This is a genomic window from Pseudoalteromonas tunicata (genome assembly GCF_002310815.1).
Classification (GTDB): domain Bacteria; phylum Pseudomonadota; class Gammaproteobacteria; order Enterobacterales; family Alteromonadaceae; genus Pseudoalteromonas; species Pseudoalteromonas tunicata.
In genome coordinates, this window is record NZ_CP011032.1 from 476,672 (window position 1) to 499,512 (window position 22,841).

Consider the following 22,841-nt stretch of genomic DNA (forward strand, 5'->3'; position numbering starts at 1 on the left):
ATTGATAGGTTACAAGTAAAGGGTTGTACTTAACAAATTAATATAAGGAACTCAAATGATTACAGTAGGCCAATCTTTACCGACTCATGTATTTAATGTCTTAACAGCCGATGGTATGAGCAACCCAACCACTGCTGACTTATTTGCGGGTAAAAAAGTAGTGATGTTTGCATTACCAGGCGCATTTACGCCAACGTGTTCTGCAGCACATTTGCCTGGGTATGTAGTTCTAGCCGATGAGTTAAAAGCCAAAGGTGTTGATAGCATTATTTGTTTATCAGTTAACGATGCGTTTGTAATGAAAGCGTGGGGCCAAAGCCAAAATGCTGAGCAGTTAATTATGCTGGCTGATGGTGATGCAAGTTTTAGCCAAGCACTTGGTTTAGCACAAGAAACAGGTGCTTTTGGCGGTACTCGCGCCCTGCGTTATGCCATGATCGTTGACGATGGCGTAGTGAGTTATTTAGCGGTTGAAGAGGGCAAAGAATTTGAAGTATCGAAAGCTGAGCACATTCTAGCCCAGATTTAAATAACTGTATTAGCTGAATAAGAGTTTGGTTGTTAATACGAATTACAATCAAACAAAATCAGCTAAAAAATATTATAAATCAAGTTAATAGAGCAATCTGTTAACTTGATTTTTTTTGCCAAATCACCAACAATGCGGCCTCTTAAAACAAAGGAGAACCTCATGCTAGCTGCCGCTATGGTCGAAAAACTAAACGAGCAAATTAACCTAGAATTTTATTCATCAAATTTATACCTGCAAATGAGCGCATGGTGCGAAGATAAAGGTTTTGAAGGTGCAGCTGAGTTACTGCGTAAACACGCCCGTGAAGAAATGACTCATATGAATCGTTTATTTACCTACGTGAGCGAAACCGGGGCGTTGCCAATTTTAGGCACTATTTCGGCCCCACCACACCAATTTGCATCACTTGGCGACATTTTTAAAGCTACCTACGAGCACGAATGTTTAATTACACGTGAAATCAACGAGCTTACTCATACCGCATTTACTACGCACGATTATTCAACGTTCAACTTTTTGCAGTGGTATGTAGCCGAGCAACACGAAGAAGAAAAACTGTTCAAAGGCATTATCGATAAAATCGAATTAGTTGGTGAAGACGGAAAAGCATTATTCTGGATAGACAAAGACTTAGCCCAACTGGCTAAAACGGGCTCAAGTTCTATTATGGATCCGAGCGCGTAATAGAGTAAAATCGCCCCCTCAGAGAAAAGGATGCTATGCATCCTTTTTTTATCGGCCCAGCTTGATTAAATTAGCGTAAAAAGCACCCTTGGGCGCACAGTTGAAAAGGTATTGGTATGCAAGAGTTTGATGTAGTGATTATTGGTGCAGGCGCCGCAGGGCTAATGGCTGCGGCTACCGCTGGGTATCGTGGTCGTTCAGTCGCTGTGCTTGATATGGGCAAAAAGCCTGGCCGTAAAATCCTCATCAGCGGTGGTGGTCGTTGTAATTTTACCAACGAAAATGCCACCCCCGAAAACTACCTTTGCCAAAATCCACATTTTGTGAAATCGGCCTTAAGCCGCTATACCCAGCACGATTTTATTGAGCTAGTCGACCGCCATGGTTTAGCTTATCACCATAAAACCCTTGGTCAGCTATTTTGTGATAACAGCGCCCAAGATATTGTTGATATTTTAATGACCGAATGCGAATGGGCAGGTGTGCAAGTGATCCTACGCAGCGAAGTGGTGAGTGTTAGTAAAACGGATGCGGGTTATCAGGTTATAACCTCAGATGGCCGCTATCAATGCCAATCATTAGTGGTGGCGTCGGGTGGGTTAACGATGCCAAAACTAGGCGCAAGTCCGATTGGCTATAAAATTGCGGAACAATTTGGCTTAAATGTACTGCCAACCTGTGCTGCGCTCGTACCTTTTACATTGCATGACCATGATAAAGAACGCTTTGATGGTTTATCGGGAGTGAGTGTAGATTGTTTAGTTAGCAGTGAAGATGGCACGCAGTTTCGTGAAAATATCCTCTTTACCCATCGTGGTTTATCAGGCCCCGCAATTTTACAAATATCATCATTTTGGCGAGCAGGGCAAGCCGTTACCATAAACCTATTGCCAGAGCTAGATTTAGCCGCGCACATTCATACTTTACGTGAGCAGCAAGGCTTAAAATCACTCAAAAATACCTTAGGGTTATTATTACCAAAACGCTTAATCGACATCATGATCAAACACAACGATATTCCCGATAAAGCACTGAACCAACTGACCCACGGTGAAATTGACGCCCTTGCGGCCTATATTCATCAGTGGCAAATTAAACCAAATGGCACCGAAGGTTACCGCACAGCTGAAGTGACTTTAGGTGGAGTCGATACCGACGAACTTAGCTCAAAAACCTTCGAGGCCAAAAAAGCTCCCGGTTTATTTTTTATTGGTGAAGTCATCGACGTCACCGGCTGGCTCGGTGGCTACAATTTTCAATTCGCCTGGAGCTCAGGCGTAGCATGCGGTGGCGCGGCGTAATAGTGACGAAAATAGAGATTTAACCATTGTTTGCGGGCATGGGTCTTGTTATGGTAATGGGCTAAAGTTTGGTGATGCCGTTGGTATTTTTTGCATTTGAGTGCAAAACGGTAAGCTGACTTTTAATCCTTCATAAAACGATAACATGGCGAATGCCCAGGAACACATTAATGCGTAAATCTTTAATCACCACAGCAGTGACGGCAGCCTTGCTGCTGAGCGGTTGTTCAAAAGAACCGACAGATTCAACTTCGGCCACTGCTTCAGCCTTATCTTCAACAACACAAAGTAGCCAAGCAAACATGAGCGACAATATATTGCTACAGCCAAGTACTTTACAATTCCAAGCGCCACAATTTGATAAAATTAAAGCCAGTGATTTTATCCCTGCTTTTACTCAAGGTATGGCTGAGCAACAGGCCGAAATTAGCTTAATAACGCAAAACTCTGCACCAGCAACATATGAAAATACCATTGTTGCGCTTGAAAAATCAGGTGAACTTCTGGACCGTGTTAGACGTGCTTTTAACAATTTGTCTGGGCTGATTTCGGATGATAATTTCATCAAAATCGAAGAAGAAATCGTACCTAAACTGACAGCTCATTCAGATAATATGTTTCTTGATGCGGCTTTATTTGCTCGCATTGAAACGGTTTATAAAAATAAAGCGGCGTTAAGTGGTGAGGCGTTACGTTTAACTGAGGTGTATTTTAGCCAATTTGAACGTGCAGGTGCGACGTTATCTGAAGCGGATAAAGCTAAGATGCGTACATTAAATGGTGAGCTTGCGAAATTAGAAAGTAGCTTTTCGCAAAACATTCTTAAGTCATTTAAAGAAGATGTCATTGTAGTGCAAGACAAAGCGCAACTGGCGGGTTTATCAGATGATGATATCGCATCATTAGCCGCTGCTGCGCAAGGTGCAGGCAAAGAAGGGTATATGATCACCTTGGTCAATACCACGACCCAACCTTTATTAGCGAGCCTTGAAAACCGTGAGTTAAGACAAAAAATTTGGCAAGCGTCTGCTTATCGTGCAGTTGATACCAATGGACCACTTAACCTGCAAATTGCTAAATTGCGTGCGCAAAAAGCTCAGTTATTAGGTTACCCAAATTGGGCTGCGTACACCTTGACCGACCAAATGGCAAAAACCCCAGAAGCGGTATATGGCATTTTAGATGACTTAGCACCAAAGGCATTAGCTAAGGCAAAAATTGAAGCACAAGCAATTCAAGCTGAAATTATTAAAGATAGCAAAGACTTTACTCTTGAAGCGTGGGATTGGGCTTTTTATGCTGAAAAAGTACGCCAAGCGCGTTTCGATTTAGACCCAAGCTTAGTGAAGCCATATTTTGAATATAATACGGTATTAAACGATGGTTTATTCTATGCGATGAATAAACTATTCGGTATTAGTTTTAAGCGCCGTGATGACTTACCTGTGTGGCATAAAGATGTATCGGCATTTGAAATATTCAACCAAGACGGCAGCCCAGTAGGATTATTTTACCTTGACCCGTATGCTCGAGAAGGTAAACAAGGTGGTGCTTGGATGGATGAACTTGTCAGTCAATCAGAATTAAAAGGCACTAAACCGGTTGTTTATAATGCGTTAAATATTCCTAAGCCTTCAGAAGGTCAACCAACCTTAATGACTTTTGATGAAGTAAGTACGTTATTTCATGAGTTTGGTCATGCCATTCATGGCTTATTTTCAAACGTGACTTATCCAAGCCTTGCGGGTACGGCCACAGCGCGCGATTTTGTTGAGTTTCCATCACAAGCAAATGAAGATTGGAGTATCGATCCACACATTATCGCCAATTATGCTAAGCATTATCAAACGGGTGAGGCTATCCCTGCTGAGTTATTAGCTAAAGTATTAAAATCTCAAGCGTTTAACCAAGGTTTTGGTACAACAGAATATTTAGCCGCAGCACTGCTTGATATGGAATGGCATTCAATTTCTGCCGATACAGAGATTACTGATGGCGCAGCATTTGAAAAACAAGCGTTGGCAAAGCATGGTTTAGATTATGCGCCAATTGCAGCCCGTTATAAAAGCACGTATTTCAGCCACAGCTTTGGTGGTGGTTATTCGGCGGGTTATTACGCTTATTTATGGACCGAAGTATTTGCTGCTGATTCATTTTCGTTCATGGCAACCCAAGGTGGTTTAAATCGTGAAAATGGCGATAAATACCGTGAAGCGATTTTATCTAAAGGTAATAGCCAAGATTTAATGCAAAACTATATTAAATTTACTGGTAAGCAGCCAAGTACCGATGCGTTATTAAAACGCCGAGGCTTGTTATAAGCTTTCACTTTTAAGCGTTAAGTTTTAGCGTAACTCTTTGAATTAAGCCTGCAATTGCAGGCTTTTTTATGGTTGATAATTAGCGCTGTTTGTACTGGGTTTTACAATGGCTACGCATAATATCGGGTGAGCGCAACTTCAGGTGCTTGGTTTTGCGACCGCTGTGGCGCTCACGCCAGGTTTTAAACGATCCTTTGGCTATATTGCTGCGCATAAAGCGTACCAGCTCGGGTTCAGTTAAGCCGTAGAGTTGTTCAATTGCTTCAAATGGGGTGCGATCTTCCCAGGCCATTTCGATGATCCTTGAAGTTTCGGCTTGGTTAAAGTGGGTCATATTGCTATCAGTTGTTGAGATTTATGGTTGTAATACGATGAGTGTTTGCAGGTGCGATCAATTTAATGCGAATTTTAACGTTTTGAGCACAAGGATGAGAAGGTGATTGCGACCATTACATTTGCAATGGTCGCTACGATAGAGTAACTATTTTGCTGCTGGTTTAGCGTTTTTTACATATTTTTCAAGCCATTGCTCTTGTTCCCACAATACATGAAGCAATGATTCACGTGCGCGATAACCATGTTGTTCATGTGGTAACATCACCAAACGTGCATTGCCACCTAAGCCTTTCATTGCGGCAAACATGCGCTCAGACTGCATTGGAAATGTGCCTGAGTTGGGATCTTCTTTACCGTGGATCATCAACATTGGCTCATCAATTTTTTCAGCATGAAAAAATGGTGACATATCGCCATACACTTGTTGCCCTTCCCAAAAACTTCGTTCTTCACCTTGAAAACCAAATGGCGTTAACGTGCGATTATAAGCCCCGCTTCGTGCAATACCGGCTTTAAATAAATCAGAATGTGCTAATAAATTCGCCACCATAAATGCGCCGTATGAGTGGCCTGCAATAGCAATGCGATCAGGGTCGGCAATGCCTTTATCAACCAATACTTTTACCGCAGCAGCTGCACTGTCGACTAACTGCTCTCGAAAGCTGTCGTTTGGAAGTTCATTGCCAGTGCCAATAATTGGCATTTTAGGGTCGTCAAATACCGCAAAACCTTGCGCTAAATGCGGCATTGGACCCCAATAGCTGACATTAACAAATTCATACGGTGAGTCTGTGACTTGGCTGGCTACTTTTTTATCTTTAAATTCTTGCGGATAGGCCCACATTAATACCGGCAAACGGCCTTGGCTGGCATCGTAATTTGGCGGTAAATATAAAGTACCTGTAAGCTCTACGCCATCTTTACGGGTATAGCTAATTTGCTCTTTTTTCACGCCATTAAATTGTGGGGCAGGATGTGGAAAAAAGGTAAATTGGTTAACGGAATTATTGGCTAAATCACGAATAAAAAAGTTAGGTTGTTCGTTGGTTGATTCACGCAAGGTAAGCACTTTTGTCGCTTCATTATTTAGCGTGACTAAAATGCGCTCGTAATACGGTGCAGCTGATTGCCACAAGCGTTGTATTTCGCCCGTTGCAAAATCAAAGCTATCCATAAATGGAATATTACCTTGCGGTGACGCGCCAATGCCTGTTAGCAATACTTTACTGTTATCAACTACTTTAATCACATTTTGGTTATATTGATTGCGCTCATACACAAAATTACCCGGATCTTTGTAATTATCATTGTAAGAACGTTGTTCAAATAACACGGTTTTTTCGCTTGGGTTATCAGGTGTGAATTTCCATGAGCGCACTTGGCGATCGCTAAAGCGCCAATCACTAATAATGGCAAATTGGCCGTTACCCCATTGAATACCACTAAAGCGGCGCTCAATCTTCATCAGTAAATTTGGTTCGTTTTTAAATGGTGCAGCCCAAGTATAAACAGAGTCATGAAAATCATGTTGTTGGCTCATATCGCCGCCATCAAGCGCTTGCGCCCATGCAAGTGTCGCTGGGTGGTCGTCGCGCCATTCAATGCTGCGGCGGCCTTCACGTACCGAATCAAATCCTTTTGGCATGCTTTCGCCTGAAGGTAAATCGGCCACAGTAATCACATTTTTACCTGCTTTATCCCAAATTTGGCTTAGCAGTGGAAAACGACTAGCAGGCACTAAATACGAAAACGGCTTTTTATATTGCGACACTAATAAATACTGGCCATCGGGCGATGGACGGTACTGATTAATAATACCCGGCTGACCTAGTTTCTTAATTTTTCCTTTGAGGCTTATTTCTGCCAATTGGGAAGTCGTTAAAAAGCTAAATACCGCTTCATCATGGGGTGACGTTAATAAATTTGAATAGGTACGAACCGCTGCTTTTTTACCATCAGAGGTTTGAATAATTGGCTCAATATTGCTGGTTGTTTGTTTTGGAATATCGCTTGCGGGTGCCACGGTTAAACGGGTGTAAAAGCCCGATGAATCCTCTTTCCAGCGATATTTAGCCCCACCTAATGCGGCATTTATGGTGTTTTTGCTCACTTGATGTAACTTTTGGCTTTTTAAATCAAAGCGCCACAGTGTTAAGCCGTTATTGGTTTCAACAATAAACGCAATGTGTGCATTGTTAGGGGCAAACTGCACATCAAGAATTTTACCCTTAGGTAAATTTTTGATGGTAATGGTCGTGTCGTTGATTAGTGAGCGTAGCTCAATGCCGTTGTAGCCTGTAGCACGGCTGGTCGAAAAGATATTCGGATTAATACGCAAGCCAGCTAATTTGGCTTCTGGCTGGGCGAGTTCTTCGATGCTGGCAAGCCCTGGGCGGTTTAATACAGCAACCCATTGTTTATTTGGCGAGATGCTAAAACCCGGACGTTGAGGCGCATCGACCAAATCCGCCATCATTTTATTTGGCGTTTGGTAGCCAGTATTGGCCAGCACCCATTGGCTAAGCAGTAATAAGCTGAGTAAAAATATTCGATACATTCAAGCAGTCCTTGTTAGGTAAATGAATGCATCATTGATTAAAAAATCAAATTTATCAATAGGCTAGTTTAATTATGTGATGGGCGGACTGAGGTATAGCATAAACGGAATCGCTCTTAAAACTCTGTATTAGGTAATAGAAACGTCGAGTTTAGAGCCTTCTGCAATCAGTAACTCAATTAAAATACGGGTGGCTTTAGATTGATACTTTCGCTCTTTATACACTAAATAACCGCTTTTTTCGGGCTGATGATAGTGGGGCATAATGCGTACTAATTGCGGATTATTTTTAGTTAAATGCAGTGGTAAAGACGCCACTCCTAAGCCTGAACTGACAAAATCAATCACGGCTTCAATGCTGTTGACCACTGTGAGGTTAAGATTGGTTAGTTCTGCCACTTTTTTATGCTGTTGGTAAAACTCAATTTTATCGCGCGAGGTGGCAATCCACTTGCACTTTGCTAGTTGTTTTATGTCATTGATATCAGGATTTTCATTAATAAAACTCGGGCTGGCAAAAGTAGCATATTGCGCAGCAATTAATGGGCGGGCAATGAGATTAGGGTCGATATTTTGGTTAAATGTAATGATTAAATCGGTATCGAGAGTCGGCTGAATACGCTCTTCCGACAGTACTAACTCAAGCTCCACTTTAGGGTAACGGGTTAAAAAATGCAGTAAGGGCTCTCGAATAATACGCCGATAAAATAAAGCAGGGACTACTAATTTAACTCGGCCTTGCACATCATCATGCAAGGCTTTTTTCGTTAATAAATCATCACTTAAATGATTAAATAAACCCTGAAAATCTTGATATAGCGTTAAACCAAAGTCAGTGGCGATAACATTGCGCCCTTGCTTGGTTAAAAGCCGTGCATTGAGTTTTGCTTCGAGCTCGCAAATGCGCCGTGAGACAGTCGAAGTCGGCACGGCCAATTGTGTTGATGCTGCCGTAATCGAACCTAGATCAATGACCACACACAACAAGTACAAGTCATCAATCATCCCATAAATGGTATTGTTCATCCCTTTTTTCTCGGTTTTTTATTCATAAATGGGCTTTTATAATAAAGCATCGCAAGCAAATGGGGTAACTAAAATGAGTAAAAAAGAGCTGATCTTAACGATTGTATTATGTACTTTTGTGATGGCATTTTTAATGTCGGGCTTAATGACCTTGTTTCAATTTGGCTTTACTAAACAATGGGTAATGGTTTGGGCGCAGGGATTTCCAGTTGCGTGGTTTTGCGCCATTATTTTAAATGCTTTAATTATTCCCCATGTACGACGTTTTGCGAGCTATTTGGCCACAGACAAAGTGCAGCGCTCACAAGCATTATAATTAACCTCAATCCTAGATAATAAGTCACTCTGGGGTTGCTATTTTCAAGGCTAACAGTGTTTGTTGGGTTAGCTTGCAATAGACTCCGCCTTGTTAGCTTTAAAAATCTCTAGGTAAAGATGAATAACTTAAATATTTAATTTTAATTCAATACGTTGGTAAATCTCTAATCTAGAACTGAGGTTAATTAAGTAGATAGCTGTATTGTGGTGGTGGGTTGTTAAGCATGCTTTTTTATAGATGACGGCTTTGCGTACTATAAAAAATTCAGATCTTTGCCTACTTTTATCAAGAGCAGTTATAGCAGTCTCTAATTGATAAATTAACTGATATGAATGAATAATTTAGCTGAAAATGACAGATATCTTATGATTTTACGAGCAATTATGACGTTAATTAATTTAGTTACAGGTATAATGTGTTATCTGATCGGGTCGAAACGACCTTCAATCCATTTATTGCCGCTAGGAACATCATGAAAAAGACTTTTGTATTGTCTCATCCAAAAATTAAATTAGAGCGTTTGGTTGATTCATTTAAATTTGAAGCAAAAAAATACATTAAACGCGAGCGCAATAAAAAATTGCCTGAAGGTGCTGACTTTTGGGATTTTGATTGCCGTTTTGGTCAAACAGAAGAAGTGGCTGAAGAAATTCGCTTATCTGCAATCAACAAATGTATTGATGATATTGTAAGCCAAAATCATGGTTCGTTTTATTTAGAAATTTTAGCAAAGCCGGGTTTTAAAAACATCGACTTCGGCGATGATGAATAATCGACACTGATAATTCTTATCAGCAAAAAGCCACTGATGTAATAACGTCAGTGGCTTTTTTGTTATTAGCGAAATATTAACCGATAAAAATCTCTACTTCGTCTGGATTACCGGACAGTGTTGCAAGCTGTACTGAATTGAATCCTTTTTCTGTGAGGGCACTGTTTAAAATCGCTTTGTTGTATGCGCCTATTTTTTCATCGTTCAAATACTCATTTATATCCATCCAACGGGCATCGGCAATTTCACTGGTTTGCATCACAATGTCGTGACTTAACGGTGTTAAACGACATACTACGTAGATGTTTGAAGTATTAAATTGGCCTTTGTGATAGTGGCGAAAACCTAAAACAGACTCAAAGGTAGTACTAATTCCGGTTTCTTCGAATACTTCACGCACCGCACCTTGAGCTATGTGCTCTTTGGGGTCGAGCATGCCACCTGGAAATTTCCAGTTATGAGGGTGGCTAATTATATGGTCGCGCTCTCGTATGGTAAGGAGTTGATTTTTATCGTTTATGACTAAACCGCCTACGCCAATTGTGTGACTAGCATAATTGGGAATAAGAGCGCCTACTTCCAAGCGTTTGGTCAATGTAATGTGATCGTTAGCGCAGTGGTGGTTGGTAAAGCCAGCTTTGTAGACTTCGGGTAATAAATGGGCGTCGTTATTAAAAATGGTCAGCCAAATTACCTTGCAGCCATTTTGTTGCCAGTAAGCTTGTGATTGATTCAGCTGGTTGGCAAACATGCTGGCATCGCTGGGTAGATCGCGCCCAGAAATTTCAATTCCTCCATACTGATTTAGTTTGGCAATCAGATACGACATAACTCTTCTTCTTTAAATTTTCAGTCAGTTTGATTGCTGCAAACGTTACATTTGTTTAATTAAAATGGCCAGTGGAACTTAATTAGTTGCGATTATTAAACTGTTTTAAAAAAATGTAAAAATGTAGTTATTTTGTAAATCAGTGAGTTAGCTTGTTTTTAATTTAATAATTTTTTAGATTATTTTTATTTTGTTGGCAATGATAGTTGTGATTAAGAAAATACGTCTACTTCTCATTACCATTTTAAGAATATGAAAAAAATAGCGTTATCATTACTCTCAACAGGTTTATTTATTAGCACATCATCGTTTGCGGGTGAAAATTTATTGGGTTATGTACAAGGATCTGAAACCTTGCCTGAAGGTGCAATGGAGTTATATCAAAAATTAACTCAGCGTAATGATAAAGGGGCGGGAAAATACCGTGCGATAGACAGCGAAACTGAGTTTGAATATGGCGTAACAGATAAGTTTACTGTGGCAGCGTCAATTAAAGGGATGTCGCTAAATACATCGGGTATTGTGATTGATGGCTACATGCCTTTTGATAATGAATTTTCAATGAAGTTTGCTGGTATTGAATTAAAGTCGAAATATAATATTTTAAGCCCTGCACTTGATGATTTTGGTTTAACACTCGGTTGGTCACTGGATTATTTAACGGTTGATCCACATTCAGGCCAAGACAAAAAAACCATTAGTTTTGAAAGTGATGTATTGATGCAAAAATACTTCATGGAAGGCCAATTGGTATGGATGATGGATTTAGGCCTTGAAGCAACATCGGCGACCCGTGATGAATTAAGTGGCTTACCTGAAGGATTTGAATGGCCAACAGAAGCTGAAATGGAAATTGAACTTAAAGCGGCGACAGGTGTGAGTTATCGTTTTGTTGAAAATTGGTCTGTCGGTTTTGAAACTAGCTATGAAGAAGAACACGAAACAGAAGTGAACCTTGAGCGTTGGTCTTTATTTGCCGGTCCTTCGATTCATTATGGTGACCAAAAATGGTGGGCGACGTTAACTTACTTTAAACAGTTAGAAGGCGGCGCTGAAAAGTTTGATCAACAAGATGATTTTTCATTGCACTTAATTGAAAAAACTAAACAAGAAGTGCGTTTTAAAGTGGGTTTCAATTTTTAGGGCGTGTTGTTAATACTAAGTACCGCTCAAACAATGGAGCGGTTATTTTTACTTTTAATTTGAGGCGAAAATGACCAAATTGCCCAACCTAGTCTGGTTACCAGCAGCTGCATTATCGATGAATGTTTTTGCGGCAGATTATTTAACTGTAGCGCAAGCCCAGCAAGTGATGTTTGCAACGGCAGATGAATTTATTGTGCAAGCGGTGCATTTAAATGATGATCAACTTGATGCGATTAAAGATAAAGCTGGGGTAAAACAACGATCGGCTGAACCAGATGTATGGATGGTAAAAGAAGGCGGCGAATTTGCTGGTTGGTTTTTAACTGATCAAGTAATTGGTAAACATGAATTTATTAGTTACGCCGTTGCCATTAGTCCTGCGGGTAAAGTAATAGGGCTTGAAATCATGTCTTATCGTGAAACTCATGGTGGCCAAGTGCGTAATCCTGATTGGCGCATTCATTTTATGGGTAAACAATTAGGCGATAAGTTTAAACTCAATAAAGACATCCCAAACATTAGTGGGGCGACGTTATCGTGTCGCAATATTACCGATGGTGTGAAGCGTTTATTAGCATTGCATGATGTGGCACTGCAAGCGATAAAAGTGAGTTAAAGAGTGTTACAAAAACGCATGCGGCCTTTGCTTGGCACTTTTGTTGAGGTTGCTATTGAGCAAGGTGATTTCTCGCAAAGTCATTTAAATCAGGCTTTTGCAGCTGCGTTTAGCAAAATTGAAAACATTCAAACTTTAATGAGTTTTCATCAACCTGATAGTGCTCTGTCGGTGCTCAATCGTCATTCTGGTGTTTGGCAGCCCTGCGATCGCGACATTTATCGTGTTTTGAGATTAGCTCAGGTGCTTTATCGCTCAAGTTCGGGCTTGTTTAATATTAGCTGCACTAAGCCATTACAAACAATTGGTTTGTTACCGCAACATTTTGAAGATGAGATTTTTTCCAAGTGTAATACACCTCCTTTTTTGATAAATAATCATAGAGTTAAAATTACTCAAGGTCATCAATTATGCGTTGATGGCATCGCCAAAGGTTATGCGGTTGATTGTGCGCAAGCAGTGCTAAAATCTTACGGTATTAAGGCCGGCTCTATTAATGCGGGCGGTGATTTAAGTGTATTTGGTGAGTTACAAATTGCAGTTTTTCAGCAAAATCAACACAATGAGCGTCAGTATTTAGGCCGTATTGCCAATGCTGCGGTTGCAACCTCATGTGGGTTGGCAACTACCTCACACCCTGCGGCGATTGTTGACCCTAACGGTGAAATAATTAGCGCTGGCTGTTGGTCGGTATTAGCGAAAAAAGCATGGCGTGCTGATGCCCTGACTAAAGTGGTTGCACTACAAGGGGAGGTGGTTGATTTGACGCCTTGGGGTGGGTTGCTTTTAACGCCAGCGGATGGCCAGAGTTAATGACTTACGCATTAAATAAAAGGTTTAAATGTGAAAAAACAATATTGGTTGATGAGCGCAATAGTCGTATTGCTGATTATCAGTGGCATCGGTTTATACTTGTGTTTACCACCGAGTGAAGATGAGTTTCCGCACCCTTTTAATGGTACATTTCGCCAATTTCATGGTGCTGCTGCATATCTAGCGCTGATTGGGCTCGGTTATATGCTTGGCGATCATATCGCAAAAAAATGGCGTTATTGGCGTCGTCACCTTGATGGTGTGATGCATTTAATATTGTGGCTATTATTGAGCATAACGGGTTTACTGCTTTATTATCCAATTATGGTGTTAGACGCTATTGCTATGGGGACGGTGCATTGGTATTTAGGCGTAACATTATTATTGGTTTATCCTGCCCATGCTTCGCAATTGCAGCTCAAGCGCTGGTGGCGAAAAAGTCGTACTGGCAGAGCTTCTTCTGCGCCATAAGTTTCAGCTTATTGCTATACGTTAGTTAAGGTGAGCTCAGTTATGAGTGCAACGAACTCACTATTTGGCTGGCTGTTTTACCGTAATAAGCAGCCATTAACCCGATGCGTTGAACTCGCTCGTTAACTGATAAACCTTGTTGCTGAAGGTTTTTTACAACATGGTTGATTGAATAGGTTAGGTTAGCGGGATTAATTGCTTGTAGTGTTTGTTCGGCTTCCATCAACCCAAGTAGTGCACTCAATTCATGAGGTGCTAATGTCTCAAACTGATTGTTAACCCGCAGGTATACCTCAACAGGAGTAAGGTCTTTGCAATCTCGTGCAATTAAAGCATGGCTCAGAGCTTCATTTGATTCAAATAACAACATAGAACGTAAGTAATTAAAAGGTGGGTTTTTACCCGCTAATAAATAATGCAGCACATTACGCTGCAAGTAATTGGTGCGAGTAAAATATTGGTTCAGTTGTAGCGCTGGTGTAAAAAAGCTTAACGCATCGCTACTATTTATTTGCATAATTAAAGCTTCTGGTAAGCCTGCGGCTTCGATAAATTTAGTTGCAATTTGTTGGTAAAATTCAAATACATTCAGGGATTTTTGACTTTGCTGGTAGACAAAAGCCAGCATGTCGATTTTATCTTGTTCATTACATTGCTGATAATGTGTCAGTAGGGCTTTAAAGTCTTTGTGGGTTAATAGCTGAATTAAGGTTTGGATATGAGGCTTCATTTAAAGGCCTTGTTAGTTATGTGATGCGCTCATGTGTTGAGTGATTACATAGTTTTCAGCTTGATTGATCAAGCTTTTTAATTCATCTGTTTCGCTTAAGTCACGAATTTGCTGATCAACTAAAGGAATAAGCACTTTATTTTTCTTATGAATATAATGGTAAAGGGCCAGTTTGGCTAAAGGCTTTTTCATCGGTTCGATATGATCAAATTTATTACGTTTTATTATGACTTGCCCATCGAGTGTATTGGTCAGTGCAACATCAATCTTTTTTTGCATTAACAGTTCAAACATTAACTGAGTGCTGTTTAAATCATAAATATCGCTAAGCCCGACAGTGATATTATTGGTGTGCTTAACGCCACGAACGCGACCAACGCGAAACTGTTTCAAATCTTCAGCTTGAGTGATTTTGATCCCGCTATCTGTGCGAACAAAGGCCATTGTTTCTAAGTAGTAGTAGGGTGTAGGTACTCTTAAACTAGTTGAGTTTTCATCACCATAACTCCAAATACGCATGATTTCACCATCAAATGATCCACTGTTTACAACATATTGAGCACGATTTCCTGGCAACGGAGTGATGTCGATATCAATTCCAAGCTGAAGGTAAATTTGTGGCAGTACAACGCGACCGACTTCTTGTTCAAAAAGATATTCGATAGAGGCAAACTGGTAATGCTGCTTTATATTGTTTTCATTGGCAATGCTGGTACAGCAAAACAACAGTAATAAATAACTTAAGCGTACAAACAAAATGGTGACTTATATGTTGTTGCTAAAAATACAATTATAGTGACGAAGTTAAAAATTAAGCTAGTTTTATTTGAGGTTAAGGTCAAAGCGGGTTGGTATAACTCGCTCTGACCTTGGTATTAGCGAGGATTAATGGTTAAAGGAGTGAGGGTTATTGTGGCATTGCTGCTGGCACCGCGGTGATCATGATAGTTTTGGTTTTCAAATAAAGTATAAAAAACATCTAAATAATCATCATCGTTGGTAAACCAACCATCAGGCATTGCTTTAATTAATTCGTTAGTGAGCTTTGGAATAATGGCATAACCTTGCACTTGAGGATCTGGGATAGTGCGCATGATTTGCTCCGCTATTTCAAGTAATTTTGACGCTAACGTTTTATAGTTGGTATTGTCATCTTGCTCCATTAAGAGTAAATCAACCGCCTGCCAGCGATAACGCTGCCAGTGGATCAAGACTTGGTTAGGGTAGTAGTCTGTTTTATCATGATCTAAATAAGGTAAGTCAACCACATCAAGTATTGGCTTATCGCGGCTAGGGTCGATGCCTGTGACAATACCGTACACTTCAGCCGCACCTGAAATCCATGGCTCTTCGTCATCATTTAAGCGGATTTTGTTTAATACACTGGTCGATAATGGCTCTGCGGTATCTTGAGTTTGCATCATTGGTGCTTGGATCTGTGGTTGATTTGCCGTCAATATTTGCTTCATTACAGCCAAACCTGCTTGATGGGTTTTTTTACCATCGAGTTCAATAATAAAAGTTGGCTGCTGCGGGAGTTCATCGACTGCAAGAATGTGGATTTGACCAAACTGATCGAAGGCTTCGATCTCTGTCCAGTATTTATCATTTCCTTGTGGCGCAAATGCAAAAAGAGGGGCTTTGCCTTGCTGCCAATCAACCAGCATATCGCTGTGGGCTAAACGTAATTGCAACAAGTTATCGGTGTTATTTGGCAACCCCTTTAATTGTTGTATCACGTGGTTTGCCTGGGCTAAATTTAGTGATTTTGGTATAGCTAAAGATGAAAGTTGCTGGGCATCCATAGTGAGATTGTATTGGCTTAACTGTTGTTTCATTTGCGGAGCAAAGGTTGCGTAATTAAGCGCAATTTTTTTCGCTAAGCTACGTTTGACGGCAAAAACAGATTGCTGCTGAGCAATCTCAGTTGTAGGGTCATTGTTCATTGCAGTCAAAGGTGCAGCTTCAATGGCTAAAGCGGTTGCAGCACTGCAGGTAAGGGCAATCAATGCCGCTAATTTAGTTATCGTTGTTGTCATAATGATTCCTGTTGTAGCCTAGTGTTTGTTTGTTTTTTGTACCTTATGTAGAAAACAACAATTAGAGTAATTATTCAAGTTAAGTTTAAAAAAAACAGTATTTATTATTAGATTTACCGGCCTAAAAATGAAAAGGGCAGAGTATTTTAAGTACTTTGCCCTTTTTGTATTATTGGTTATTAGCTGTTGCTTGATGTTAAACGGAGGTTGTTTTGGCGTTTGGCCAGTAAAAAGTATGCAACTGGCACAAAGTAAAAAGAGAGCAATGTGGTTAATACTGTGCCACCTGCAATGGCGACAGCAAAAGGAGGCCAAAATCCGCCACCGGCTAAAATTAAGGGTAAAAATCCACCCACAGTGGTAATTGTGGTAGAGCTTATATGGCGCGAGCAAGTCATGACCGCATCCGTAATCTTCGTTTTATCGCTCTTTGCTTGCATTGCATTGAGCTCAGATAAGATAACGATGGCCGCATTTATGGCTAATCCCATTAAGCCTAACAGGCCAATGATGACGGTAAAACCAAATGGATAACCACCGATAAATACACTCAATAATCCCAGCATAACCGCTTGTAATGCATTGATTAATATTAATGCCGTGGTGGTAAATGAGTTAAATGATAAAACTAATACTGTGATTAACAGCACTAATATAATACCTACTTGGGCTAATAATTTACCAACGGCTTCATTGCGTTTTTGTGCTTCGCCACCTATCTCTAAGCGGTAGCCATGAGGCAGAGTAAATTTCGCATCGGCTAATGATTTGGAAATATCATTAAGTACAGTTTGTGGTAAAACACCGGTAATTAAATATGCTTCAATAGCATTGAGTCGTTCTCCATCGCGGCGAGAGATAATTCCTTGAGAGGGTTTTAATTGTCCACTGGCAAAGGCTTCAACCAATAATGCTTGTTGCGCCTGTATTTGGCTGGCAAAAAGATCGTCACTGTTTTCTTTGTTTTTATCGGCAACTTTTACTCGCACAGCAACAGTTTCGGTTTGATCGATAATACTGCCCGCTAAAATACCATGAAATTGCGCCTGTAGCTGAGTCGCCACGGCGGTGAGTGTTAATCCTGCATGGTTTAGTGCGGCTTCATCGGCTGCGAGCCAGAGTTTGGGTGACCCTGAAACTAAAGTCGGCCGGGTATGAGTAATCGATGGATGTGCAATTAACAGTGTTCTTAATTGCTGGCCAAGTTCGGCTAAAGTATCCAGGTTAGGCCCGTAAATTCTAAGCTCAATCGGGGCATTAAAAGGAGGGCCCTGTTCAAGTTTTCGAACTAAGGTTTGTGCCGCAGGAAATGCTTGATCTAACTCGTTTTGTAATTCGGTAATGAGCTGGTTTGCCCGTTCAAAATCGCGTACTTTAACTAATGCTTGAGCATAATTATTAGCTCCGCGGTTACGCTGCAGCATATTGTAATAAAAGCTTGGGAAGTTGGTGCCTATCATCCAATCGAGCTTTTCTATGCCTTCAAACGTTCGAATTGCCTGATCCATTGCCAGAATGTGCTGTTGGCTTGCCTCAATACTTAAGTGCGGTGCAAAGTGAACTTCAATTTGAAACATATCTCTATCTGAGGGCGGGAAAAACTGCTCGGTGAGTTTTCCTGCGCCAATAAAGCCTGCAATGGGTAAAATGAACACTAAAATCAGTGTTGTTTTAGGATAAATAAGACTTTTTTGTAGGCTGAGTTGAAATTGTTTACTTAAGGCAGGTAAGCGGATCCCTTGGTGCCAAAAGCCCTGCTTTGAACTGCTGTGTAAAAACCTCCCAGCAAAAACGACCACTAAACTATGAGATATCAAATACGAGCCAATTAGTGCAAAGATAACACTGAGCGCTATTCCGCCGACAAATTCACCCGCAGGGCCTGGCATTAAAACAATAGGGGCGAATGCCAAAATAGTGGTTAATGTTGAGCCAAGTAGTGGCAGCCAAAAATGTGCTACAGCAGCTTGTACAGCTGCAATGGCTGATTTGCCTTGTTGGCGATAACGTTGCACTGCATCGGTGATCACTATGGCGTTATCCACCATGATGCCAAGTGCAACAACCAAACCTGTCACTGACATTTGATGTATCGGCAAACCGTACATTTGCATACTAACTAAAGTAAAAAGCACTGTTAGAGGTAGTGCTGTGCCGACAATAAGTGCGGCTTTAAAGCCTAAAGTGAGCAAGAGTACTGCTAGAATCAGCACAAAACCAACAGCGATATTATTCATTAAGTCGCCCAAACGTAAGTCGGTGTAGCCTCGTTGATCAAAAATGGTTTGTAAGGTGATTTGCTCTGGTAAATCTTCCTCAAATTGTTTTATTTTCAGGTCGATACGGTCTGAGAAGGTATCAATTCGCAATTTAGGTAGCATGCGTATGGCTAAATAAACACCTGGTTTACCATCAATTAATGCAATTTCTTGGTAAGGAGTTTTGATGGTGCGGGTAATGGTGGCAATATCAGACAGTTGATATTGCCCCGTTTGATCTGAGTTTTTAACTACAATTGCACCAATGCGATTAATAGAATCGAATGCACCAGTGAGCTCTATTTGAATTTGCGAGTGGCTGTTGATTAATGTACCTGCGGCAACTTTAGCATCGGCTCCCTCAATCGCTTGCGCTATATCATAAATAGAAAGTTGGGCTTGAGCTGCTTTTTGCATATCAACTTCAACTTGAATTTCTTCTTTATTTACGCCAAATAAATGCACTAATTCAACACCAGATACATTACGTAGCTGATTTTGCAGCTCTTTTGCATAGCGATTTAAGGTTGAGGCGTCAGTCTGGTTATGGCTGCCGTGCAAAGAGACAATGCGGGTATATGCGTAGCCTCGTTCATCATCAAGTAATGGCGTACTGGCGTTGGCGGGTAATTCGGGTTGCACATCGCTCAGTAAATCACGCATTCTGGACCAGACTGGTGGTGCATTAGTGACTTCATCTTGTAATTCTATAGTGAGTACGGATAAGCCAGGGCGAGAAACCGACGAAAGATGTTTTATTTCGGCTTGTGACTTTAGTTTTTGCTCTAGTTTTTCACTGACTTGTACTTCAACACGTTCAGCACTGGCGCCCGGTAATGCAGTTGTTACTATCGCGATCCGGTTGGTGATCCTAGGATCTTCACTGCGAGGAAGACCAGAAATTGCGGCTAAGCCACTAACAATGAGTAAAGCAACCACTAAGGCTTGAAAGCGACCGTGGTGAAATAAATAACTGATCATTACAGTGTCCTTGGTGCTAGTTGTTCTACAACATTAACTGCAATATTGGCTGAGACTTTATGAGTCCCGTTGGCAACAATCTGTTCACCAGTATTGAGAGGTCCATTGATGAAGGCAAATTGGCCATCACTGTAAATAAGCTGCACAATGACTGGCTTGAGATTATTTTCAACAATTTTATAAACTTGCCACGTGCCGCGTAATCCATCAGCAAGGGCATCAAGGGGTACCCAGAATCCTGCTTTGTCTTGATATTGGTTAATTTTTAGTTTTGCAAGTTGGCCTGCATAGACTTTGGCATTAAGAGGCAAAGCGAAGCGCATAGTTAAGGTTTGAGTTTGCTTATCTAAATTTGCCCCTTTACTGAGCGCGTGGGCTTGAAACTCTTGCCCTGCAATTGTTATTTGCATGGTTTCTTTAATTGCACTTTGTAACGCTGTTGGAATACCAATACTTACTTGGCTTTGTTGTTGCTCCAGTAAACGCACAACCGCAGTGCCTGCTGCCACATTTTCACCTGCAGAAATAAAGCGCTGCCCTAGTCGCCCATCAAATGGGGCAAGTAAGCGCGCTTTATCCATTCTTAATTTTATTTCGGTTTGATTTGCTGTGAGCAGAGCTTGCTCGGCATCAAGTACAGCTATTTGAGTATTTACTTGGTCAAGTTGTTGTACAGCGGAGTAGTCTTGTTTGCTTAATTTTTTTAGGCGCTGCTGTTCAAGTTGCGCGAGTTGTAGCTGGGCGTTTAATTTTTTATTGGTAGCGGCAATTTTGGTTAATTCAATGGCTAATAATTGGGTATCTTGCTCTGCGATGACATGCCCTTTAGTTACTAAATCACCCTGGTCGGCATAAAACTGAGTTACTTTGCCTGCAAACTCAAAGCTCAGTTGAGCATCAAATTCTTTTGTGACTTGGCCGCTTAATGTGCGCTGTTCAAAATAGCCTTGCTCAGCATTTAATGGATAAGCGGCAACATGTAAAAAGGTGTCGGCTTGGCTAAACAGGGGAAAAAATAGGGCACAGAAACTACAGATCACTAATTTGTTCATTTGGCTACCTTGCGCACTTTGAGTTTCAAAACAATGGTTGGCGATTAAAACTGACTATGTAATCATATTTAAGTAATATTGGACTTCAGAGTCTAATTTTGGCTAAATATAAAACAATCAAACTAGACTGTCTAGTTTGATTTGGGGTAAGTATGGCATTATCAACACTGAGTCGTTCTGAGCAAAAACGACTACAGATTATTGCGGCGGCAACACAATTGTTTATGATTCAAGGGTTTCCAAATACCAGTATGGATCAAATTGCCAAACAAGCGGGTGTTTCAAAACAAACGGTGTATAGCCATTTTAAAGATAAAAATAATTTATTTGTTGAAACGATTACCGCCCATTGCTCTTCTTCAAGCTTGCGAAAAGAACAATTTAAAGCTGAACAAAGTATTGAAGAAAACTTACTGAGGTTGATTAGCAGCTTTATAGAGTTAGTTTTTTCACCCGAAGCGTTGAGAGTTTACGACACTTGTGTAGCACATAAAGAGGATTATCCAGAGCTCGGTTTACTGTTTTTTGATGCAGCGCCAAAAGTGGTTTTACAGCAAGTCGAAGAATGTATTCGTTGCATGAGTGAGCAGGGATTATTAGTTGTTGATAACCCACAATTTGCGACTTTACAGTTACTTGGCATGGCCCAAGGTGATTGGAAAATGCGCCATGCTTTAGGGCAAGCAAAATTGGATGAGCGCCCATCGGCTGCGTATTTGCAAGATTGCGTTACTCGTTTTATCAAAGGTTATAGCTAGGCTAATTAGCGCGTTAAAATAATCGAAATAAAGCAGTCAATATCCCCATCTGGTCTATTACAAGTTAACTCAATTAAAGATAACTGCTTGAATTAGGTTTATTACGCGGTATTTAAGTTAAGCCATGACTGTTGATACCGTAATATTAAATATTTCCTTTTATAGGTAAATCATGTAGCTTATCTGCTTTATTTTATAAGGAAATACAATAATATGCGTGCAATAATCTTCTCAATACTGGTTCTTTTTAGTGTTAACGCTCACAGTAATGACTTTCAATTCGGTGCCAGCACTATACTGTCAGATTACGATGCTGAATATGAGGGATCTTATAAAATCAATGTTGCTTATTTGTTTGATGATAATTTCTCGGTAGAGGCAAGTTACATTAAATTAGGTACTAACAGTGATGGTGATGGTAACGAGGAGTTTGATGCCAAAGGCATTGCTATCATGGGTATTTATAAATACCCAATTAATGATTTTGCACTGTATGCAAAGTTAGGTGCGTTGAAATGGAAAGAAGAGGGGTTTTATAATATTTGGTGGGAAACTGAGCTACCTAAAAGGAAAGTGCCTGCAAAAGATAATGGTACTGATGCTATTTATGGGGTCGGTATCAGCTACAGCTTAACCAATAATATTGCAGTTAAATTTGAGATAGATGAAACAGACTTTAATGCTGGTACCCTTTTAATTGGCTTAGGGTTTGATATTTCTTTTTAATTATAATTAAGCGCTAATCTTGCTGACGCCTTTGCAAGATTAGTAGCGTTATGGACAAGTTTCGAATATTCAAAAAAAAACCTTCATTAATACGATCAAAATGCGCACTCAGTCGGTAAAAAATCAATCATTACAAGCTAGCTAAATTGGTTAAGCCAGATAAGTAAAGCTTTACCAGCAGGTGATAGTAAAGTGATGAATAGCGCTAGATTCGCCATTAAAGTAAACCAAAATATGATTCTAAATGGGCGCTTATGGGATTTATGACGAAGTAACTGTTGCGCTAAAGCGGCTCCTGGCCAGCCGCCGATAAGCGCAAAAATGTGCAAAGTACGTTCAGATATGCGTTGTTCTGCTTTTTTTGCCTGACGTTTATCGAACCAATAAATAATAAACGTTACTGTGCTTAAAACTAGATACAGTATGGCAATAAATTTGGGCAAAAGATTAAACCAAGCACCTAATACTAGGATGATTAGCATGCTGTTAGCCAAGTAGAGTGAAAATCTAGCCATTATTTATCACCTAGATTGCTTTGTATGTTGTAAATTCATGCAGCAACCATGGTTAATTT

At 40.5% G+C, this 22,841-nt stretch carries 22 protein-coding genes; 12 read left to right on the forward strand and 10 right to left on the reverse strand.

Annotated elements, in window-relative coordinates; genetic code table 11:
- Positions 1-55 precede the first annotated feature (55 nt).
- From PTUN_RS02170 to PTUN_RS02185, 4 genes are all read left to right on the forward strand, one after another.
- Complete coding sequence (locus tag PTUN_RS02170) at positions 56-529, forward strand: peroxiredoxin (protein WP_009838046.1); 474 nt, start codon at positions 56-58, stop codon at positions 527-529.
- 162 nt (positions 530-691) lie between these two features.
- Complete coding sequence (ftnA, locus tag PTUN_RS02175) at positions 692-1,216, forward strand: non-heme ferritin (protein WP_009838047.1); 525 nt, start codon at positions 692-694, stop codon at positions 1,214-1,216.
- A gap of 116 nt (positions 1,217-1,332) precedes the next feature.
- Entirely contained in the window at positions 1,333-2,517 is a 1,185-nt protein-coding gene (locus PTUN_RS02180; RefSeq protein WP_009838048.1) for a BaiN/RdsA family NAD(P)/FAD-dependent oxidoreductase, read from the forward strand.
- Between the two features lie 170 nt (positions 2,518-2,687).
- On the forward strand, positions 2,688-4,838 hold the full coding sequence (locus tag PTUN_RS02185) for a M3 family metallopeptidase (RefSeq protein WP_040643794.1): 2,151 nt from the start codon (positions 2,688-2,690) through the stop codon (positions 4,836-4,838).
- Positions 4,839-4,917: 79 nt separating this feature from the next.
- Here the strand turns inward: PTUN_RS02185 and PTUN_RS02190 are convergent, their stop codons facing one another.
- The 3 genes from PTUN_RS02190 to PTUN_RS02200 all read right to left on the reverse strand — a co-directional run bounded on the left by PTUN_RS02190 (position 4,918) and on the right by PTUN_RS02200 (position 8,757).
- Positions 4,918-5,172, reverse strand: a complete 255-nt coding sequence (locus tag PTUN_RS02190; RefSeq protein WP_009838052.1) for a TIGR03643 family protein — start codon at positions 5,170-5,172, stop codon at positions 4,918-4,920.
- A 147-nt stretch (positions 5,173-5,319) separates the two neighbouring features.
- Positions 5,320-7,731, reverse strand: a complete 2,412-nt coding sequence (locus PTUN_RS02195) for an alpha/beta hydrolase family protein (RefSeq protein ID WP_009838053.1) — start codon at positions 7,729-7,731, stop codon at positions 5,320-5,322.
- Positions 7,732-7,860: 129 nt separating this feature from the next.
- Complete coding sequence (locus PTUN_RS02200; protein ID WP_009838054.1) at positions 7,861-8,757, reverse strand: LysR family transcriptional regulator; 897 nt, start codon at positions 8,755-8,757, stop codon at positions 7,861-7,863.
- 73 nt (positions 8,758-8,830) lie between these two features.
- Here PTUN_RS02200 and PTUN_RS02205 point away from each other — a divergent pair, with 73 nt between their 5' ends.
- Both PTUN_RS02205 and PTUN_RS02210 read left to right on the forward strand, forming a co-directional pair.
- A complete protein-coding gene (locus PTUN_RS02205; protein ID WP_040643869.1) occupies positions 8,831-9,073 on the forward strand; it encodes a DUF2798 domain-containing protein in 243 nt (80 codons plus the stop codon).
- A 475-nt stretch (positions 9,074-9,548) separates the two neighbouring features.
- Positions 9,549-9,848 (forward strand): DUF6172 family protein, encoded by a 300-nt coding sequence (locus PTUN_RS02210; protein ID WP_009838056.1) that lies wholly within the window; start codon positions 9,549-9,551, stop codon positions 9,846-9,848.
- A gap of 76 nt (positions 9,849-9,924) precedes the next feature.
- Here PTUN_RS02210 and PTUN_RS02215 read toward each other — a convergent pair whose 3' ends face one another.
- Positions 9,925-10,677, reverse strand: a complete 753-nt coding sequence (locus tag PTUN_RS02215) for an NUDIX hydrolase (RefSeq protein WP_009838057.1) — start codon at positions 10,675-10,677, stop codon at positions 9,925-9,927.
- A gap of 252 nt (positions 10,678-10,929) precedes the next feature.
- Between PTUN_RS02215 and PTUN_RS02220 the strand changes: the two genes are divergently transcribed.
- From PTUN_RS02220 to PTUN_RS02235, 4 genes are all read left to right on the forward strand, one after another.
- Complete coding sequence (locus PTUN_RS02220) at positions 10,930-11,820, forward strand: DUF6662 family protein (RefSeq protein ID WP_009838058.1); 891 nt, start codon at positions 10,930-10,932, stop codon at positions 11,818-11,820.
- A 70-nt stretch (positions 11,821-11,890) separates the two neighbouring features.
- Entirely contained in the window at positions 11,891-12,439 is a 549-nt protein-coding gene (locus tag PTUN_RS02225) for an FMN-binding protein (protein ID WP_009838059.1), read from the forward strand.
- A 3-nt stretch (positions 12,440-12,442) separates the two neighbouring features.
- Complete coding sequence (locus tag PTUN_RS02230) at positions 12,443-13,252, forward strand: FAD:protein FMN transferase (protein WP_009838060.1); 810 nt, start codon at positions 12,443-12,445, stop codon at positions 13,250-13,252.
- A 30-nt stretch (positions 13,253-13,282) separates the two neighbouring features.
- Positions 13,283-13,723, forward strand: coding sequence for a hypothetical protein (locus PTUN_RS02235; RefSeq protein WP_040643795.1), 441 nt, complete (start codon positions 13,283-13,285; stop codon positions 13,721-13,723).
- Between the two features lie 40 nt (positions 13,724-13,763).
- On the opposite strand, the gene PTUN_RS22090 is transcribed toward PTUN_RS02235, so the two are convergent.
- From PTUN_RS22090 to PTUN_RS02260, 5 genes are all read right to left on the reverse strand, one after another.
- Complete coding sequence (locus tag PTUN_RS22090) at positions 13,764-14,453, reverse strand: hypothetical protein (protein WP_009838062.1); 690 nt, start codon at positions 14,451-14,453, stop codon at positions 13,764-13,766.
- 12 nt (positions 14,454-14,465) lie between these two features.
- A complete protein-coding gene (locus PTUN_RS02245; RefSeq protein ID WP_009838063.1) occupies positions 14,466-15,209 on the reverse strand; it encodes a substrate-binding periplasmic protein in 744 nt (247 codons plus the stop codon).
- Between the two features lie 119 nt (positions 15,210-15,328).
- Positions 15,329-16,492: a DUF3103 family protein gene (locus PTUN_RS02250; RefSeq protein ID WP_009838064.1), complete on the reverse strand. Its 1,164-nt coding sequence runs from the start codon at positions 16,490-16,492 to the stop codon at positions 15,329-15,331.
- A 179-nt stretch (positions 16,493-16,671) separates the two neighbouring features.
- On the reverse strand, positions 16,672-19,731 hold the full coding sequence (locus tag PTUN_RS02255) for an efflux RND transporter permease subunit (protein WP_009838065.1): 3,060 nt from the start codon (positions 19,729-19,731) through the stop codon (positions 16,672-16,674).
- The gene (locus tag PTUN_RS02260; RefSeq protein WP_009838066.1) at positions 19,731-20,783 is read right to left on the reverse strand and encodes an efflux RND transporter periplasmic adaptor subunit; all 1,053 of its coding nucleotides are present in this window, start codon (positions 20,781-20,783) and stop codon (positions 19,731-19,733) included. Before PTUN_RS02260 ends, PTUN_RS02255 begins: the two co-directional genes overlap by 1 nt.
- A 152-nt stretch (positions 20,784-20,935) precedes the next feature.
- On the opposite strand from PTUN_RS02260, the gene PTUN_RS02265 reads away from it, so the two are divergent.
- Positions 20,936-21,541, forward strand: coding sequence for a TetR/AcrR family transcriptional regulator (locus PTUN_RS02265; protein ID WP_009838067.1), 606 nt, complete (start codon positions 20,936-20,938; stop codon positions 21,539-21,541).
- A 213-nt stretch (positions 21,542-21,754) separates the two neighbouring features.
- Positions 21,755-22,267, forward strand: coding sequence for an outer membrane beta-barrel protein (locus tag PTUN_RS02270; protein ID WP_009838068.1), 513 nt, complete (start codon positions 21,755-21,757; stop codon positions 22,265-22,267).
- Between the two features lie 137 nt (positions 22,268-22,404).
- On the opposite strand, the gene PTUN_RS02275 is transcribed toward PTUN_RS02270, so the two are convergent.
- Positions 22,405-22,782 carry a DUF1294 domain-containing protein gene (locus PTUN_RS02275; RefSeq protein WP_040643796.1) on the reverse strand — a complete coding sequence of 126 codons (378 nt, stop codon included), beginning with the start codon at positions 22,780-22,782 and terminating at the stop codon, positions 22,405-22,407.
- Positions 22,783-22,841 lie beyond the last annotated feature (59 nt).

Excerpts from the sequence above, each read along its gene's own strand:
- PTUN_RS02250 (WP_009838064.1), bottom strand. The coding sequence starts at position 16,492 with ATGACAACAACGATAACTAAATTAGCGGCATTGATTGCCCTTACCTGC.
- PTUN_RS02170 (WP_009838046.1), top strand. The coding sequence starts at position 56 with ATGATTACAGTAGGCCAATCTTTACCGACTCATGTATTTAATGTCTTA.
- PTUN_RS02210 (WP_009838056.1), top strand. The coding sequence starts at position 9,549 with ATGAAAAAGACTTTTGTATTGTCTCATCCAAAAATTAAATTAGAGCGT.
- PTUN_RS02180 (WP_009838048.1), top strand. The coding sequence starts at position 1,333 with ATGCAAGAGTTTGATGTAGTGATTATTGGTGCAGGCGCCGCAGGGCTA.
- PTUN_RS02185 (WP_040643794.1), top strand. The coding sequence starts at position 2,688 with ATGCGTAAATCTTTAATCACCACAGCAGTGACGGCAGCCTTGCTGCTG.
- PTUN_RS02225 (WP_009838059.1), top strand. The coding sequence starts at position 11,891 with ATGACCAAATTGCCCAACCTAGTCTGGTTACCAGCAGCTGCATTATCG.
- PTUN_RS02260 (WP_009838066.1), bottom strand. The coding sequence starts at position 20,783 with ATGAACAAATTAGTGATCTGTAGTTTCTGTGCCCTATTTTTTCCCCTG.
- PTUN_RS02200 (WP_009838054.1), bottom strand. The coding sequence starts at position 8,757 with ATGAACAATACCATTTATGGGATGATTGATGACTTGTACTTGTTGTGT.
- PTUN_RS02205 (WP_040643869.1), top strand. The coding sequence starts at position 8,831 with ATGAGTAAAAAAGAGCTGATCTTAACGATTGTATTATGTACTTTTGTG.
- ftnA (WP_009838047.1), top strand. The coding sequence starts at position 692 with ATGCTAGCTGCCGCTATGGTCGAAAAACTAAACGAGCAAATTAACCTA.
- PTUN_RS02195 (WP_009838053.1), bottom strand. The coding sequence starts at position 7,731 with ATGTATCGAATATTTTTACTCAGCTTATTACTGCTTAGCCAATGGGTG.
- PTUN_RS02265 (WP_009838067.1), top strand. The coding sequence starts at position 20,936 with ATGGCATTATCAACACTGAGTCGTTCTGAGCAAAAACGACTACAGATT.
- PTUN_RS02220 (WP_009838058.1), top strand. The coding sequence starts at position 10,930 with ATGAAAAAAATAGCGTTATCATTACTCTCAACAGGTTTATTTATTAGC.
- PTUN_RS02275 (WP_040643796.1), bottom strand. The coding sequence starts at position 22,782 with ATGGCTAGATTTTCACTCTACTTGGCTAACAGCATGCTAATCATCCTA.
- PTUN_RS02255 (WP_009838065.1), bottom strand. The coding sequence starts at position 19,731 with ATGATCAGTTATTTATTTCACCACGGTCGCTTTCAAGCCTTAGTGGTT.
- PTUN_RS02270 (WP_009838068.1), top strand. The coding sequence starts at position 21,755 with ATGCGTGCAATAATCTTCTCAATACTGGTTCTTTTTAGTGTTAACGCT.
- PTUN_RS02190 (WP_009838052.1), bottom strand. The coding sequence starts at position 5,172 with ATGACCCACTTTAACCAAGCCGAAACTTCAAGGATCATCGAAATGGCC.
- PTUN_RS22090 (WP_009838062.1), bottom strand. The coding sequence starts at position 14,453 with ATGAAGCCTCATATCCAAACCTTAATTCAGCTATTAACCCACAAAGAC.
- PTUN_RS02215 (WP_009838057.1), bottom strand. The coding sequence starts at position 10,677 with ATGTCGTATCTGATTGCCAAACTAAATCAGTATGGAGGAATTGAAATT.